11 protein-coding genes are annotated in these 13,678 nt (G+C 65.1%); 7 read left to right on the top strand and 4 right to left on the bottom strand.

Features of this window, described 5'->3' with window-relative positions; all coding sequences use genetic code 11:
• The first annotated feature begins 1 nt into the window (after position 1).
• Genes ACSQ1X_RS00150 through pknB form a run of 5 tightly spaced genes read left to right on the top strand, consistent with a single transcriptional unit; the run spans position 2 to position 8,433 of the window.
• Positions 2-1,744 carry a PP2C family protein-serine/threonine phosphatase gene (locus ACSQ1X_RS00150; protein WP_436056206.1) on the top strand — a complete coding sequence of 581 codons (1,743 nt, stop codon included), beginning with the start codon at positions 2-4 and terminating at the stop codon, positions 1,742-1,744.
• Positions 1,741-3,201: an FtsW/RodA/SpoVE family cell cycle protein gene (locus ACSQ1X_RS00145; protein WP_055797447.1), complete on the top strand. Its 1,461-nt coding sequence runs from the start codon at positions 1,741-1,743 to the stop codon at positions 3,199-3,201. Before ACSQ1X_RS00150 ends, ACSQ1X_RS00145 begins: the two co-directional genes overlap by 4 nt.
• On the top strand, positions 3,198-4,658 hold the full coding sequence (locus tag ACSQ1X_RS00140) for a peptidoglycan D,D-transpeptidase FtsI family protein (protein WP_436056205.1): 1,461 nt from the start codon (positions 3,198-3,200) through the stop codon (positions 4,656-4,658). Before ACSQ1X_RS00145 ends, ACSQ1X_RS00140 begins: the two co-directional genes overlap by 4 nt.
• Complete coding sequence (locus tag ACSQ1X_RS00135) at positions 4,655-6,484, top strand: protein kinase domain-containing protein (protein WP_436056204.1); 1,830 nt, start codon at positions 4,655-4,657, stop codon at positions 6,482-6,484. Before ACSQ1X_RS00140 ends, ACSQ1X_RS00135 begins: the two co-directional genes overlap by 4 nt.
• A 56-nt stretch (positions 6,485-6,540) precedes the next feature.
• Complete coding sequence (pknB, locus tag ACSQ1X_RS00130; RefSeq protein WP_436056203.1) at positions 6,541-8,433, top strand: Stk1 family PASTA domain-containing Ser/Thr kinase; 1,893 nt, start codon at positions 6,541-6,543, stop codon at positions 8,431-8,433.
• A 50-nt stretch (positions 8,434-8,483) separates the two neighbouring features.
• Here pknB and ACSQ1X_RS00125 read toward each other — a convergent pair whose 3' ends face one another.
• From ACSQ1X_RS00125 to ACSQ1X_RS00115, 3 genes are read right to left on the bottom strand one after another with little or no spacing between them, the layout of a single operon-like run.
• Complete coding sequence (locus ACSQ1X_RS00125; protein ID WP_436056202.1) at positions 8,484-9,125, bottom strand: aminodeoxychorismate/anthranilate synthase component II; 642 nt, start codon at positions 9,123-9,125, stop codon at positions 8,484-8,486.
• On the bottom strand, positions 9,122-9,292 hold the full coding sequence (locus ACSQ1X_RS00120) for a hypothetical protein (RefSeq protein WP_305942939.1): 171 nt from the start codon (positions 9,290-9,292) through the stop codon (positions 9,122-9,124). Before ACSQ1X_RS00120 ends, ACSQ1X_RS00125 begins: the two co-directional genes overlap by 4 nt.
• Before the next feature lie 4 nt (positions 9,293-9,296).
• A complete protein-coding gene (locus tag ACSQ1X_RS00115; protein ID WP_436056201.1) occupies positions 9,297-10,085 on the bottom strand; it encodes a class E sortase in 789 nt (262 codons plus the stop codon).
• Between the two features lie 176 nt (positions 10,086-10,261).
• On the opposite strand from ACSQ1X_RS00115, the gene ACSQ1X_RS00110 reads away from it, so the two are divergent.
• The gene (locus ACSQ1X_RS00110; protein ID WP_028272337.1) at positions 10,262-10,516 is read left to right on the top strand and encodes a cell division protein CrgA; all 255 of its coding nucleotides are present in this window, start codon (positions 10,262-10,264) and stop codon (positions 10,514-10,516) included.
• A 95-nt stretch (positions 10,517-10,611) separates the two neighbouring features.
• Here the strand turns inward: ACSQ1X_RS00110 and ACSQ1X_RS00105 are convergent, their stop codons facing one another.
• On the bottom strand, positions 10,612-12,897 hold the full coding sequence (locus ACSQ1X_RS00105; protein ID WP_436056200.1) for an immune inhibitor A domain-containing protein: 2,286 nt from the start codon (positions 12,895-12,897) through the stop codon (positions 10,612-10,614).
• 152 nt (positions 12,898-13,049) lie between these two features.
• On the opposite strand from ACSQ1X_RS00105, the gene ACSQ1X_RS00100 reads away from it, so the two are divergent.
• On the top strand, positions 13,050-13,661 hold the full coding sequence (locus ACSQ1X_RS00100) for a DNA-3-methyladenine glycosylase I (protein WP_436056199.1): 612 nt from the start codon (positions 13,050-13,052) through the stop codon (positions 13,659-13,661).
• The last annotated feature ends 17 nt before the right edge of the window (positions 13,662-13,678 follow it).

The raw sequence follows: 13,678 nt of genomic DNA, 5'->3' as shown, positions 1-13,678 counted from the left end.
CGTGGCCGTCCCGGAAACTCCCGCCGACAAGGGCCCCGCCCCGACGCGGCCGCTCATCATGCGCTACGCCGCCCGCTCGGACGTGGGACGCATCCGCGCCAAAAACGATGACTCCGCCTACGTCGGCCGGCACCTGGCCATCGTGGCGGACGGCATGGGCGGACACGCCGGGGGTGACGTGGCCTCCGCGGCCACCGTCCTGGACATGCTCCACCTGGACCACGGTCATTACGACGGCGACGCCGGGACCGTCCTGGCGGACGAGATCCAGACCGCCAATTCCCTCCTGTCTGAACTCGTGCACATCAATCCGAAGCTTGCCGGCATGGGAACCACTGTGACGGCCCTTCTCCTCGCCGAAGGAAAACTGCACTTCGCGCATATCGGCGACTCCCGGGCCTACCGGCTCCGCAACGGCGAATTCAAGCAGATCAGCGTCGACCACACGTTTGTCCAGCGGCTCATCGACGAAGGCAGGCTGCGGCCCGAGGAAGCGGAAACCCATCCGCACAAGAACGTCCTGATGCGGGTCCTGGGCGATGTTGATGCCAGCCCCGAACTCGACCTCGCAACCCTCGACGTCGAACCCGGCGAACGATGGCTGCTCTGCTCCGACGGGCTGAACTATGTTGCGGGACACGTCGTGGAACGCACGGTTCGCGAAACCAAGGATCTGCGCGAATGCGTCGAAACCCTCGTGGACCTCACCCTCGAGGCCGGCGCACCGGACAACGTCACTGTTGTCATGCTCGAAATCGCCGAACAGACTCCCGACGACGTCCGCACTGCCGCGGTTGAAATCGTCCAGCCGCTGGCTAGCAGTACCGACGAGACAAAGCCCGCCGCCCTGGCCAAGACCCCGGCAGCTTCGTCAGACGATTCGAAGCCCAAGCCCGCCGGAGACTCCGCCGAGGCGGACGGCACCGCGGCCGTCGAAGCTGCCGCGGCCGTCGGGCCGGCTGGCACCGGGGACACCGCGGTTGCCGGGGATACGGCCGCTGCCGCCAAAGATGACGCCGGCACGAAGCCCCCCTCAAAACCTGGTGAACCCACCACCACCACGGACCCGCATTTGGGCGAGCACCTGTCGGCCGCTGTCCTCCGCGAGGAGCTCTCCACGCGTCCGCATGAACTTGTCGGAGCCGCCGCTGCCGCCGCAGAGTCCGGGTCGATTCCAACCATCGCCGGCCGGACTGTCGCACGCCGCGCCGCTACCGTCCTCACCCACAAGTCGGATCAGGGCCGCGAGGAAACTGACGAATACAAGCCGCCCGCCAAGCCGCGCCGCTGGGTCACGATCGCAACGGCCGCCGCACTCCTGGTCATCCTGAGCGTCGGCTTGTGGCTCGGGTATGCCTGGACTCAAACGCGCTACTACATCGGTGAATACGACCAGCGGGTTGCCATTTTCAACGGCGTATCACAGCGGCTGGGACCAATCCAGCTCTCCACGCTGGAGACGGTGACGGACATCCGCATGTCCGACCTTCCGGAGTTCTCGCAGCAGCGGGTCCGCCAGACAGTCCCTGCACGTGACCTTTACGACGCACAACGGATCGTCAAGAACCTCGATCTGACCGGCACAACATCGCCGGCGGACGAATGCGCCAGCCCGACGGCCACGCCGACAGCGTCCGCGCCGGGCGCCGCGCCCGCACCAAGCGGCACCGCAGCACCGCCCGGAACACCCTCGAAGTCCGCCACACCCAGCCCGTCCGCCAACGCTTGTGAGGAGGCCAAATGACACAGATTGAGGCCACCCCAAAGCCACGACGGAATACCGAACTGGCACTCCTGATCCTGGCGCTTGCCGTGGGCATCGGCGCCAACGCCCTTGTCGGCGTTGACCAGCAGAAAGCCTTTGACTCCGACTTCTGGTTCCAGTCCAGCCTGCTCGCTGCGGCTGCCCTCGTCTTCCATGTGGTGCTAAGGATCCGGGCAAAATATGCCGATCCGGTAATACTTCCCTTGGTGGTTGCCTTGAACGGCCTGGGACTGGCGATGATCCACCGCCTGGACCGGGTGGGCGAGGACACCGGCAACAACCAGCTCCGCTGGACCTTGATGGCAATGGGCGTTGCCATCGCCGTCATCTGGTTCCTCAAGGACCACCGGATCCTGCGCCGGTTCACCTATATTTCCCTTGCCGTGAGTGCCCTGCTCCTGATTCTGCCACTCGTACCGGGGATCTCCGCGGGTGAGATCCTCGGCGCAAGCGTCTGGATCAAGATCGGGCCGATGACCTTCCAGCCGGGCGAGATTGCCAAGATCACGCTGGCCATATTCTTCGCCGGGTATCTTTCGTCCAACCGGGACCTCATTCTGCTGGCGGGCCGCAAGATCGGGCCGCTCCAGTTCCCGCGCTTCAAGGACATGGGACCCATGATCACGGCGTGGCTGGTGAGCATCGGGGTCCTGATCTTCCAGCGCGACCTCGGCTCCTCGGTGCTGTTCTTCGGGCTTTTCATCGTGATGATCTACGTGGCCACGAGCCGGATCAGCTGGGTGATCATTGGCGTGGGACTGCTGCTCGGCGGCGGCTTTGTGGCCTCCCGTGTCTTCTCCCACGTGGGCCTTCGCATCGACGGGTGGCTCAACGCCTTCACGGACGAGGTTTACGGACGGCAGTTCGGCGGCAGCCTGCAAATCGTCGAGGGCCTGTTCGGCATGGCCAACGGCGGCCTCGTGGGCACAGGCCTTGGCCAGGGGCGACCGAACCTGGTGCCGTTTGCCAACAGCGACATGATCATCGCCTCGTTCGGCGAAGAACTTGGCCTGATCGGCCTCTTCGCCATCGTGCTGATGTACCTGCTCCTGTTCACACGCGGTTTCCGGGCGGCCCTGGGCACCCGTGACGCCTTCGGCAAGCTGCTGGCCTGCGGACTGTCCTTCGCCATCGCCCTGCAGTGCTTCGTGGTGATCGGTGGCGTGACGCGCCTGATCCCCCTGACCGGGCTCACCACTCCCTTCCTGGCAGCCGGCGGCTCATCCCTGCTGGCTAACTGGATCATCGTTGGCCTGCTGCTGATGATTTCGCACACCGCACGCGGCCCGGTGGACACCACGCCCATGCCGCACGGTGCCGAGCCCGGCGAGCAGAAGCCGGTTCCGCCTTCCCCGCCGCGTCCGGCCAAGCAGCCCGGTCGCCAGCCTTCCTCCGCCCATCCCGACGCGCCAACTGAAGCGGTGAAACAACTGTGAACCACGCCATCCGGAATTCATGGATCGCCGCGGTAGCCATGTTCGCGCTGATCTTCGGCGCCCTCAGCTATGTCCAGGTGGTGGGTGCCGATGAACTGCAGGCGAACCCCTGGAACAAGCGGGCCATCCTGCAGAACTACTGCAACGACCGCGGCGCCATCATCGTCGGCGGGAAACCCATTGCGCAGTCCGTCGCCGCCTCGGAAAGCTGCAAGTTCCAGCGGACCTACACGGAACCCGAACTGTATGCCGGCATCACGGGATACTTCTCCAAGAACTACGGTGTCACCGGCCTGGAAAGCGCGCTGAACGAGCAGCTGGCCGGCAGCTCCGACCAGCTCTTCCTGGACCGCATCGGCCAGCTGTTCCTCGGCAACCAGCCCAAGGGCGCCTCGGTTGAACTCACCATTGATCCGGCACTGCAGAAGCTCGCCTACGACGCCATTCCGGACGGCCAGCGGGGCTCCATTGTGGTGACTGACCCGAAAACGGGCAACATCCTGGCCATGGTGTCCAAACCGTCCTACGACCCGAACCTGATCGCAACGCAGGACGCCGAGGCCGAAGCCGCCAACTACAACGAGCTGAATAAAATCCCGGGAATCAACCTGAACCAGAACGTCAGCGGCCCCACCGGCGCGCTCCTGGCGCCGGGCTCTGTCTTCAAGCTCGTCGACACGGCGGCGGCGCTCAGCTCAGGCAAGTACAACAAGGACAGCGTCCTGCCCAACCCCGCCGAGATGAGCTTCCCCGGCATCCAGTACAAGCTGCCGAACTACGCCGGCGGCAACTGCTACACCCAGAACACCGCGAGTTTCGCCTTCGCCCTGCAGCAGTCGTGCAACACTCCGTTCGCAGACATCGCCCGGGACCTGGGACAGGAAGCCATCGCCGATCAGGCCGCCAAGTTCGGCTTCGGCGAGGACCTCGGCGACCAGCTGAAGCTGGACTACGCCAAGAAGGCCTTCCCTGCGGAGGAGCTGGACGCGGCCGGGCTCGCCCAGTCCGCCATCGGCCAGCGCGACGTTCGCGCCACGCCGCTGCAGATCGCGCTGATGACGTCGGCCATCGCCAACGGCGGTGTCCAGATGCAGCCGAACCTGATCAAGACCGTGCGGTCGCCGGACCTGCGCATCATCAGCGAACCGAAACCCGAAGTCCTCCGGACGTCCACCAGCCCGGAGATTTCTCGGCAGATCACCGAGTGGATGACCAGTGTGGTCAGTGAAGGCATCGGCCGCGGGGCGGCCGTTCCCGGCGTCCAGGTGGCCGGCAAGACCGGCACTGCCGAGCTGGGAACCGACGGCTTGAACAACTCATGGTTTACGGGGTTCGCCCCGGCCAACGACCCGCAGGTGTCGGTGACCATCGTCATGCAGGGCGTGGACATCACCACCGGCGCACAGCTAACCAGTCCGAACGCGAAGAAGATTTTTGAGGCGGTGTTGAATAAGTGAGGCCTACATCGGGAATCACCCTCGGCGGGAGATTCCAGCTGACCACGCGTATTGCGATTGGCGGAATGGGAGAAGTATGGAAAGCCAAGGATCTTATCCTTGGCAGGATCGTCGCCATCAAGGTGCTCAAAGAGGAGTACACGGGCGATCCCGGGTTCCTCCAGCGCTTCCGTGCCGAGGCGCGCCACACGGCGCTGCTGAATCACGTCGGCATCGCCAATGTCTTTGACTACGGCGAAGAAGAGGGCTCGGCCTACCTGGTTATGGAGCTGGTCCCGGGCCACCCGCTGAGCAGCATCATCGAGCGCGAACAGGTGCTGTCCCCGGACCGCACCCTGTCCATGATCGCCCAGACCGCCCGCGCCCTGTCCGTGGCCCACTCACAGGGCCTGGTACACCGCGACATCAAGCCGGGCAACCTGCTGATCACACCGGACGGCCGCGTCAAGGTGACCGACTTCGGCATCGCCCGGCTGGCGGACCAGGTCCCGCTGACCCAGACCGGACAGGTCATGGGCACAGCCCAGTACCTCGCACCGGAACAGGCCACGGGTCAGACGGCCACGGGCGCCTCGGACATCTACTCCCTCGGCGTCATCGGCTACGAGTGCCTCACCGGTCATCGTCCGTTCTCCGGGGAATCGCAGATCGCCATCGCGCTTGCCCAGGTGAACGACGCCCCGCCGCCCCTTCCCGAGACGCTGCCGACGCCGGTACGGGCCCTCCTGATGTCCATGCTCGCCAAGGACCCCAAGAACCGCCCGGCCAACGCCATCAAGTTGTCCGAGGCAGCGGAAGCCATCCGCAACGGTGACATCGCCGCTGCGCATGCCGCCGTCCCCGGAATGCTGCTCTTCGAGGCAGCCACGGGGCCGATCACCGCACCGGTGGACATCCCCACCGCCGCAACCGGCGTCATCGAATCCCCTGAAAAGGACAAATCGACGACGACGACTTCCGCACTTCCGGTCGTCGGCGCCGCCGGCGCCGGCGCGGCAGCCGGGCTCGCGGCAGGGGCGGCAGCTACCGGAGCCACCGGTCCGCACAGCACTCTCTCACGCGCCGACGCCCTGGCCGCGCAGCGCAGCTGGGACCAGGAAGAGGAGCAGGACCGCTACGACGAACCGGTGGACGAGCCGCAGCGCAAGGGCCGCAGCCCGTGGACGTGGCCGCTCATCGCCCTTATCGTGCTCGTCCTGTTCGCGCTTATAGGTGTCATGCTCACGCAGGCCGGAATCTTTTCCCCGTCCGGCCCGGCCGAGTCCTCGTCGACGTCCACCAGCGCCAAGCCCACCAGCCGCAGCGCCTCGCCGACGTCCACCTCGGCCAGCCCCACCGCCTCGAGTGCGAGCCCGACTCCCACGCAGTCCACTCCAGAAACCATCAACCTGATCCCCGATGCCTACTTGGGCCAGCCGTACAACACGGTCCGCAGCCAGCTCGTGGGCATGGGGCTGACCGTCAAGGGTGACCCGGTGTTCAGTGACAAGCCGGAGGGCACGGTCACCAACATCGAGCCGTCCGGTCCGGTGGCCCCCGGCGAGACCATCACCGTCACTTACTCCAAGGGCCCGGAACCAGCCAAGGAATCCTCCGTGCCCGCGATCGGGGTTGGCGGTTCCGAGTCGCAAGCACAGAAGGCCATCGAGAACGCCGGTCTGCGCTGGGTCAAGGGAGCAGATGTTCCCGGCAGCGCCGGGCAGCAGGCCGGGACCTTCGTCAGTTCGGAACCGGGCGCCGGCAGCAAGGTGCCCGCCGGATCCGTGGTGACGTACCACCTCGCCCAGGAACTCCTGCCCACCCCCACCACGTCGACGTCGAACTAAGGCGCACAGTGCCGGACTCACCCCGCCTCCCGTCACACAGAGAGGACAGCCTTCCAGTGAATACCCAGCGCGTCCTCAACGGACGGTACGAACTCGGTGAGCTCATTGGCCGCGGCGGCATGGCAGACGTCCACCGCGGCGTTGATACCCGGCTGGGCAGGACAGTGGCCATCAAGCTGCTGCGGCCGGATCTTGCCCGGGATCCGCAGTTCCAGGCACGGTTCAAGCGCGAAGCCCAAGCCGTGGCCGCCCTGAACCATCCTTCGATTGTTGCCATTTACGACACCGGGGACCACGCCGTGCCGGGCGGTCCCGAGGACACCGTCCGGGTGCCGTACATCGTGATGGAATTCGTGTCCGGGAAGACCCTGAGGGATCTGATCCGTGCGAAGGAAGTCAGCATCGACCATGCCATCGACTTCACCCTGGGCGTGCTCTCCGCCCTCGAGTACAGCCACCGCGCGGGAATCGTCCACCGGGATATCAAGCCCGCGAATGTGATGTTCTGCGAAGACTCGGACACCATCAAGGTGATGGATTTCGGGATTGCCCGGGCCATGGCGGATTCGTCCGCCACCATGACCCAGACCCAGGCTGTGGTGGGCACCGCCCAGTACCTGTCTCCGGAACAGGCCCGCGGTGAAACCGTGGACGCCCGCAGCGACCTGTACTCCGCAGCTTGCCTGCTGTACGAAATGCTGACGGGGCGGCCTCCCTTCGTTGGCGACAGTCCCGTTTCCGTGGCATACCAGCACGTCCGTGAGATTCCAGGACTTGCCAGTAGCCTCAACCCCGAGGTGTCAGAGGCCCTGGACAGCGTGCTGGTCAAGGCCCTGCAAAAGAACCGGGCCGACCGTTTCCAGGACGCAGCCGCGTTCCAGCGGGCCCTCCGGGCGGCCCGCAACGGCATCTCCGTACCCGACGTGGCGGCGGGCGAGGAACCCACGGATGCTAACAACACGGTCCCGGCGGCGGAGCGGACGGCGCAGGCCGCCCCCTACTCGCTGACGGGCGCTGCCTTCCTGGACGATTCGCCCAGCGGCCGGCTCCGGCCGCTCAATGACACGCTCGGCGACGACCAGGCGATTCCCGCCCAGGTTTACGAACCTTCGGAATCCAACGATCTTCCGCTCGGCTTCCCGCCGGAACGTGAGCGCACCCCGCGGCAGAAGTCCCGCCGTCGGACGTGGATTGCCACGTTGGTGATTTTCACCCTGCTGGTCCTGGCCGGCGGCGGCCTCTGGCTCTACAACATGATGAACCAGACGCCTCCTCCCGTGGCGAAGATCGAGGTGCCCGCCGTTTCGGCGCTCAGCGAATCCGAGGCGCTGCAACGGCTGTACAACGCCAGGCTGAGCCCGCAGATCAACAGGCTGCCGCACGACACCGTCACCAAGGGAACGGCCATCGGCACGGTGCCGGCGGCCGGTACAGCGATGGAACCCGAATCGAAAATAACCCTGAATATCTCCGACGGTCCCAGCGCCGTCAAAATCCCGGCTGACCTGCCGGGACGCACGGAAGCTGCTGCCCGGGACGTCCTCCGGCAGATCGGCCTTGCGGGTGCCCCCGGCACCACCATGGCGAACAGCGCCACGGTGCCGTCCGGAATCGTGATCACCACCAAGCCTGCTCCGGGCGAAACGGTCCCCATCGGAAGTACCGTGGAAATCGTGGTGTCCACCGGCAAGGTGGCCATGCCCGAACTCCGCGGGCTGCCCAGGGCGGAAGCAGAGACGGCACTCAAGAACCTTGGCCTGGGGATCGACGTTAAGGAAGTCGAGAACTCCGAAGTTGAACCCGGCAAGGTGACCGAGCAGAGCGACGCGGTCAATGCCCTGGTGGAGCAAGGGAAGACCATCAGCATTGTCGTTGCCAAGGCGCCGGCGCCCAAACCCACACCGACCCCCACGCCTACGCCAACCGAGACGGGCCGGAGCCGCGGCTAGAGGCTACGCCTGGGCGCCTGGCTCCGGGCGCCGGCGCGGAGCCCGGACCGTTAGTGCTGGATCAGCGGGCTCAGTTTGGCGGCCCGCTCCGCCGCACCGGTCATGCCGAGGGATTCCAGCCAGTTGCCCAGCATCTGGTATCCGCCCTCGGTGAGGACTGATTCCGGGTGGAACTGCACGCCGCAGAGCGGTGCCGTCCGGTGCTGCAGGCCCATGATCACGCCGTTGGCCGTCTGCGCGGTGATCTCGAGGACGTCGGGGATGGTTTCGCGGACAGCAGCCAGGGAGTGGTAGCGCGTTGCCGTGACAGGGGAGGGGAGTCCGGCGAACACGCTGGCTCCTTCATGCTCCACAAGGGATGTCTTGCCGTGCATCAGTTCGGGGGCGTGCGTCACCGTGGCGCCGTAGGCCTCAGCCAGCGCCTGGTGACCCAGGCACACGCCGAACATCGGCTTGTCGTGGCCGCCGCACCATTTGATCAGGTCGATGCAGACGCCGGCCTCCGCGGGGGTGCCGGGACCCGGAGAGATGAGGACGCCGTCGCGAGCGTCCGCCATCTCGATTGCCTCGGCGAGGGTGACGTCGTCGTTGCGGACCACCGTCGTCTCGGCGCCGAGCTCCTGGAGGTATCCCACCAGGGTGTAAACAAAGCTGTCGTAGTTGTCTACGACCAGGATCTTGGTGGCGCTCATTGTCGAGTTACTAAACCAATCGTTGAGTCGGTGAACTGGGTGAACTGGGACATCCAGGGGAACAGGAACTGAACCATCAATACCAGCACGCCGGCAAGCAGCACCAGCGACGTGGCAATCCTGAGCCACAGCGGTCCCGGCAGGTGGCGGAAAATCCATCCGTACATGGCGTCAGACCTTCCCGAGTGCCTTGGCCACCTGGGCCGCGATTTCTGCCGGCGGTCCCGCCGACGCCGGCTGCCAGTGCTCCAGCAGGGAGTACGCAATGATGCGCTCCTGCGCGCCGAAGCGGGGATTGCAGCTGGTCATGGTGAGGTAGGCCTCCGTGGGCTTGGCTGCGGGCTGGGTGGGCACCGGAAGCAACACGTCAGTGGCCGAAGGAAGCACGATCTGGTTGTTCCGGAAGACGTACACATAGAATCCGTCCCGGGTCCGGACATAGATCTTGTCGCCCGGCACAAGGGTATGGATATTGTCCAGAACGGCCCCGTGCGTCTGGCGGTGGCCGGCCACGGCAAAGTTTCCGGTTGCCCCGGGCATCGCGGTGTCGTTGTAGTGGCCAAGGCCCAGCGTGTCCAGGACGTCCGTGGAGGTTCCCTGCACGATGGGCCGGGTGTAGTCCGCGCCGAAGCGGGGGATGTACATGATGCCGATGGTTTGGCCGTGTCCAGGCGCTTCGGCGACCTTCGGCGGGCCGTAATCGGCGGGCATGGATGCCGCTGGGCCGGGCGGCTCCGCGGGGGCAGGGGAACCGCCCAGTTCCTGGGCGAAGTTCCGGATGGTCTCGCTCTGCTTGGCATCGGATTCCACGTTGGTCCACCACAGCTGCCAGGCGACGAACAGGAGGAGGACGACTCCCACCGTGATCAGCAGCTCGCCAACGATCTGGATGAGGGTCCGGAGAACTCCGACGCCGCGCGCCGGCGCGGCAGCGGTCGTCTCCTTCTCCAGCAACACCACGTGGTCTCCTCAATTGGCGGCATGGGCTGGCGCGGGTGTGTTCTGAACTACAGCTAGAATTGGCTGCTAGTAAGAATTCAGACCTGACCCAAGGCGCCAACCCCGCCGGCATGTTCCTTCCTGCAGGATATCAAGCCGGAGGCCCCGCCCTTGATTCAGCCCGACGAGGAGGACCCGTGCCCGAGTCAAAGCCACGAAAGAAGACCGCCGCCGCGGACAGGCCGGCTTCTGCATCGCAGGCGTACAAGCCCAACGCGGTGTGGTTCAAGCCCGTCATGTTTGGTCTGATGATCATCGGGCTGCTGTGGATCATCACGTTCTACATCAGCGAGGGCGCCCTCCCCGTCAGGGCGTGGGAATCCTGGAACATCGTTGCCGGATTCGGCATTGCCATCGCAGGGTTCCTGATGACCACCCGCTGGCGTTCCTAGCCACAGACTTTCGGGGGTATCGGCCCCCACGGAACCTGCTTCACAAGAAAGTCGGACCGGCACGTTGTGCCGGTCCGACTTTTTGTTGCCTGCGCCTACTTCAGTGCAGGGTTGACCACATGGATCGCGAGGTCGGTGCCGGCGTCGGACGTTACGGAAATCTCCACGCCGTGACCCGCAACCTTGACGCTTCCGTAGGGGTTGTCCGCGCTGTAGTAGGCCAGCGGATCACTGTCCTTGAAGACCCCGATCGGCGCGCTGCTTACGGCACAGGCATCGAGTGAACTGATTGTCGAACTGCGCTTGGTGCCGGTCTGCACTTCCTTCGCGATGCAGAGCGGATCCGTGGCCTCCAGCCCGAACGTCGCGTCGAACGGCTGGCGGCTGTTGCCGGGCATGGTTCCGTCGGACCACTTCAGCGGGGCAGGCCTGGCATCCACCGGCAGGGCCGAGCCGGCGCCCGGGTGGGCCGAAACATTGTTGTCCGCGTAGGAGTCGTCGATGTACCAGACCAGCATGCCGTTCTGGTACTTGAAGAAATCGACCCAGTTCGGCTTCGTGATGCTGTGCGTGAAGGCATATGGCCCTTCCGCGAGAGTTGCGTCGAAGCCCACGTACTCACGGTTCTCCACGAGGTAGTACTGCTCGGTGGTTTGCGTTACCGAGCCGCTGCTCACCTGCCACAGGCCGCTGACAGTCCACTGGCCCGCACCGGACTCGACGTCGTCGCTGAGGATCACGGTCTGTCCCGCGGAAATCTTCACGTCGTCAATGAAGGCACCCGGGTTATGGACGCCGCCGTCGGTCTGGTATCTGAAGCGGAACAGCGATTCGAGGCCGGCAGCGTCGTAGGAGTAACGCACCTGCCCCCACGCGGCCGCTCCGCTGAGCGCACGCCCCGCGGATTTCCAGGTCTTGCCGCCATCAGTGGAGAATTCGCCGTAGAGGAAGTCGTAGTTCGCCTCGATGTCGTACCAGGCATTCGCCGTGACGGTCACCCTCGACTGCGCCGGGACGGCATGGGTCAGGGATTCGTTGAGGCCGTCCGCGCTGCCCGTCCACCACGCGTTGCTCCCCGAGGCGGGAACGGTGTACTTGGTGGTTGTGGTCTTGTCCGGCAGGTTGACCTTGACGGCCTGGTCCTTGCCGTCGACTTGAAGCTGGGACGGGTTCAGGACAAAGTCACCCATGGCGCCCGCTTCCACCGTGCTGTGGTCCAGCCAGCCGAGGAAGAGCTTCTCCTCGGGTCCCATCAGTCCCGGGGTGGTGCCGATTCCGGCTCCTGCCGCCGAACCGTGGCCCAGCCAGGACCCCGAGCTCATGAGGGTCCAGAATGCCGTGCTGTTGGTCGCGGCGCCCGTGGTGTCGTAGAAGTCCGGCAGCCCGAGGTCGTGTCCGAATTCGTGGGCGAAGACGCCGACTCCGCCGTTTTCGGGTTCGGTTGTGTAGTCGCCGAGCCAGTACTTCGAGGACCCGATCCGGGTTCCGCCGGAAAGGTTGCCTTCCGGTCCGGCAGCGCCGAACTGGTTGCCATAGGCGTACCAGCGGTGGGACCAGATGGCATCCTCGCCCAAGGCGCCGCCGCCGCCTTCCTCACCTTCGCCGGCGTGGACCGCCTGGAAGTGGTCGATGTAGCCATCGGGCTCATCAAAGTTGCCGTTGTTGTTGAAGTCGTAGCGGTCCCACACATCGAATTGTGCAAGGTACGCGTCGATTTCGGCCGGCGTCTTGCCGGCCGCCACCTGGGAATCCCACCAGGCATTGCCGGAGTCCCTAACAAAAGCCCATGACCCGCCGGTGTCCTCGGTGGCGTTGTCGCCGTAGAAGGATCCGTTGTTGGGCACCGTGACCCAGTCCGTCACGGTGTTGGTGACCGAGTACTTATTGTTGGAAACGGCCTCGTAGTACCCCTTCATTGAATCACCGCTGCCGTTGAAGAGTCCTTCGTAGTAGGCGGGGCTGAAGTTGTCGGTCCACAGCGTGGTGTTGTCCACCAGACGGTCCGGCTTCGCAATCGTGTTATGCAGAGGCCCCGGCGCGGTTCCGAAGCGGCCCGAGCCCTGGGTACCGAACTCGGCGAGGATGGTGAAGATCTTGTCCTGCTTGGCGGTTTCGACTTCGGCGAACTTGTCCGGCGCCAACTGGACCACGCCGTCGTCGCTTGCCTTCGCCTGTCCCTTGGCCACCTTCTCAATGGCCGCTTTGCGCCGTTCCACGAGTTCCTTGGTCCGCGGTCCGGGGCGGTTGTCCTGCCGGACCGCCGCAGCGGGATTGTTTGACCCGTCGTCGACAGGTGGTGCGGCAACGGCCGGGGCCTGGATGCTGAGCATCCCGAGAACGACCCCCGCCACGCCAGCCACGGCAATTTTGGTTTTCCTCACACGTACCTCCCAGTAATTTGTGATCAGAGCCACAGCATAATGTGAGAGTCGTCGTTCGGCTATGAAATGCGCGATCGCCGGGGCATGTCCAAGCCCGGGCGGCTGAATATGCTGGACGCAGCACCACCTCGCTGAAAACCTAAGGAACCCACATGACCCCGGATGAACGCGCCACAATCATCGGCAGCGACGGTCTGGCCCGTCCGCCGTGGGCGGCCGCGGATGCGCTGCTCCAGGAGTACTACGACACCGAATGGGGCATGCCCGTCCGCGACGAACAGGGCCTGTTCGAGCGCATCAGCCTGGAGGCCTTCCAGGCCGGACTGTCCTGGGCCACCATCCTGAGGAAACGGCCTGCCTTCCGGTCAGCGTTCCACAGCTTCCAGCCTGATGCGGTGGCGGCCTTCACCGACGACGACGTCGAACGCCTCATGCTCGACGCCGGCATCGTCCGGAACCGGCTCAAAATCCGGGCGGCCATCACCAACGCCCAGGCCACCATCGCGTTGCGGAGTGAAGGCGGGCTGGTGGACTTCGTCTGGAGTTTCCAACCGGAGGTAACGCCGAGTCCGCTCACACATTCCGAGATCCCCACAACTTCGACCGAATCCATTGCCCTGTCCAAGGCCCTGCGTGCCAAAGGCTTCGCTTTTGTGGGGCCAACCACGATGTACGCGCTCATGGAGGCCATCGGAATGATCGACACCCATCTTGTCGACAGCCATCGTCGCGGCTCGTCCGGCGTATGGACTGACGGGGCCTGAACTTATCCCGGCCCTGT

It is taken from the genome of Arthrobacter sp. LjRoot78 (assembly GCF_964254335.1).
In the GTDB taxonomy this organism is placed as follows: domain Bacteria; phylum Actinomycetota; class Actinomycetes; order Actinomycetales; family Micrococcaceae; genus Arthrobacter.
This window is presented reverse-complemented; position numbering and strand designations above follow the sequence as displayed.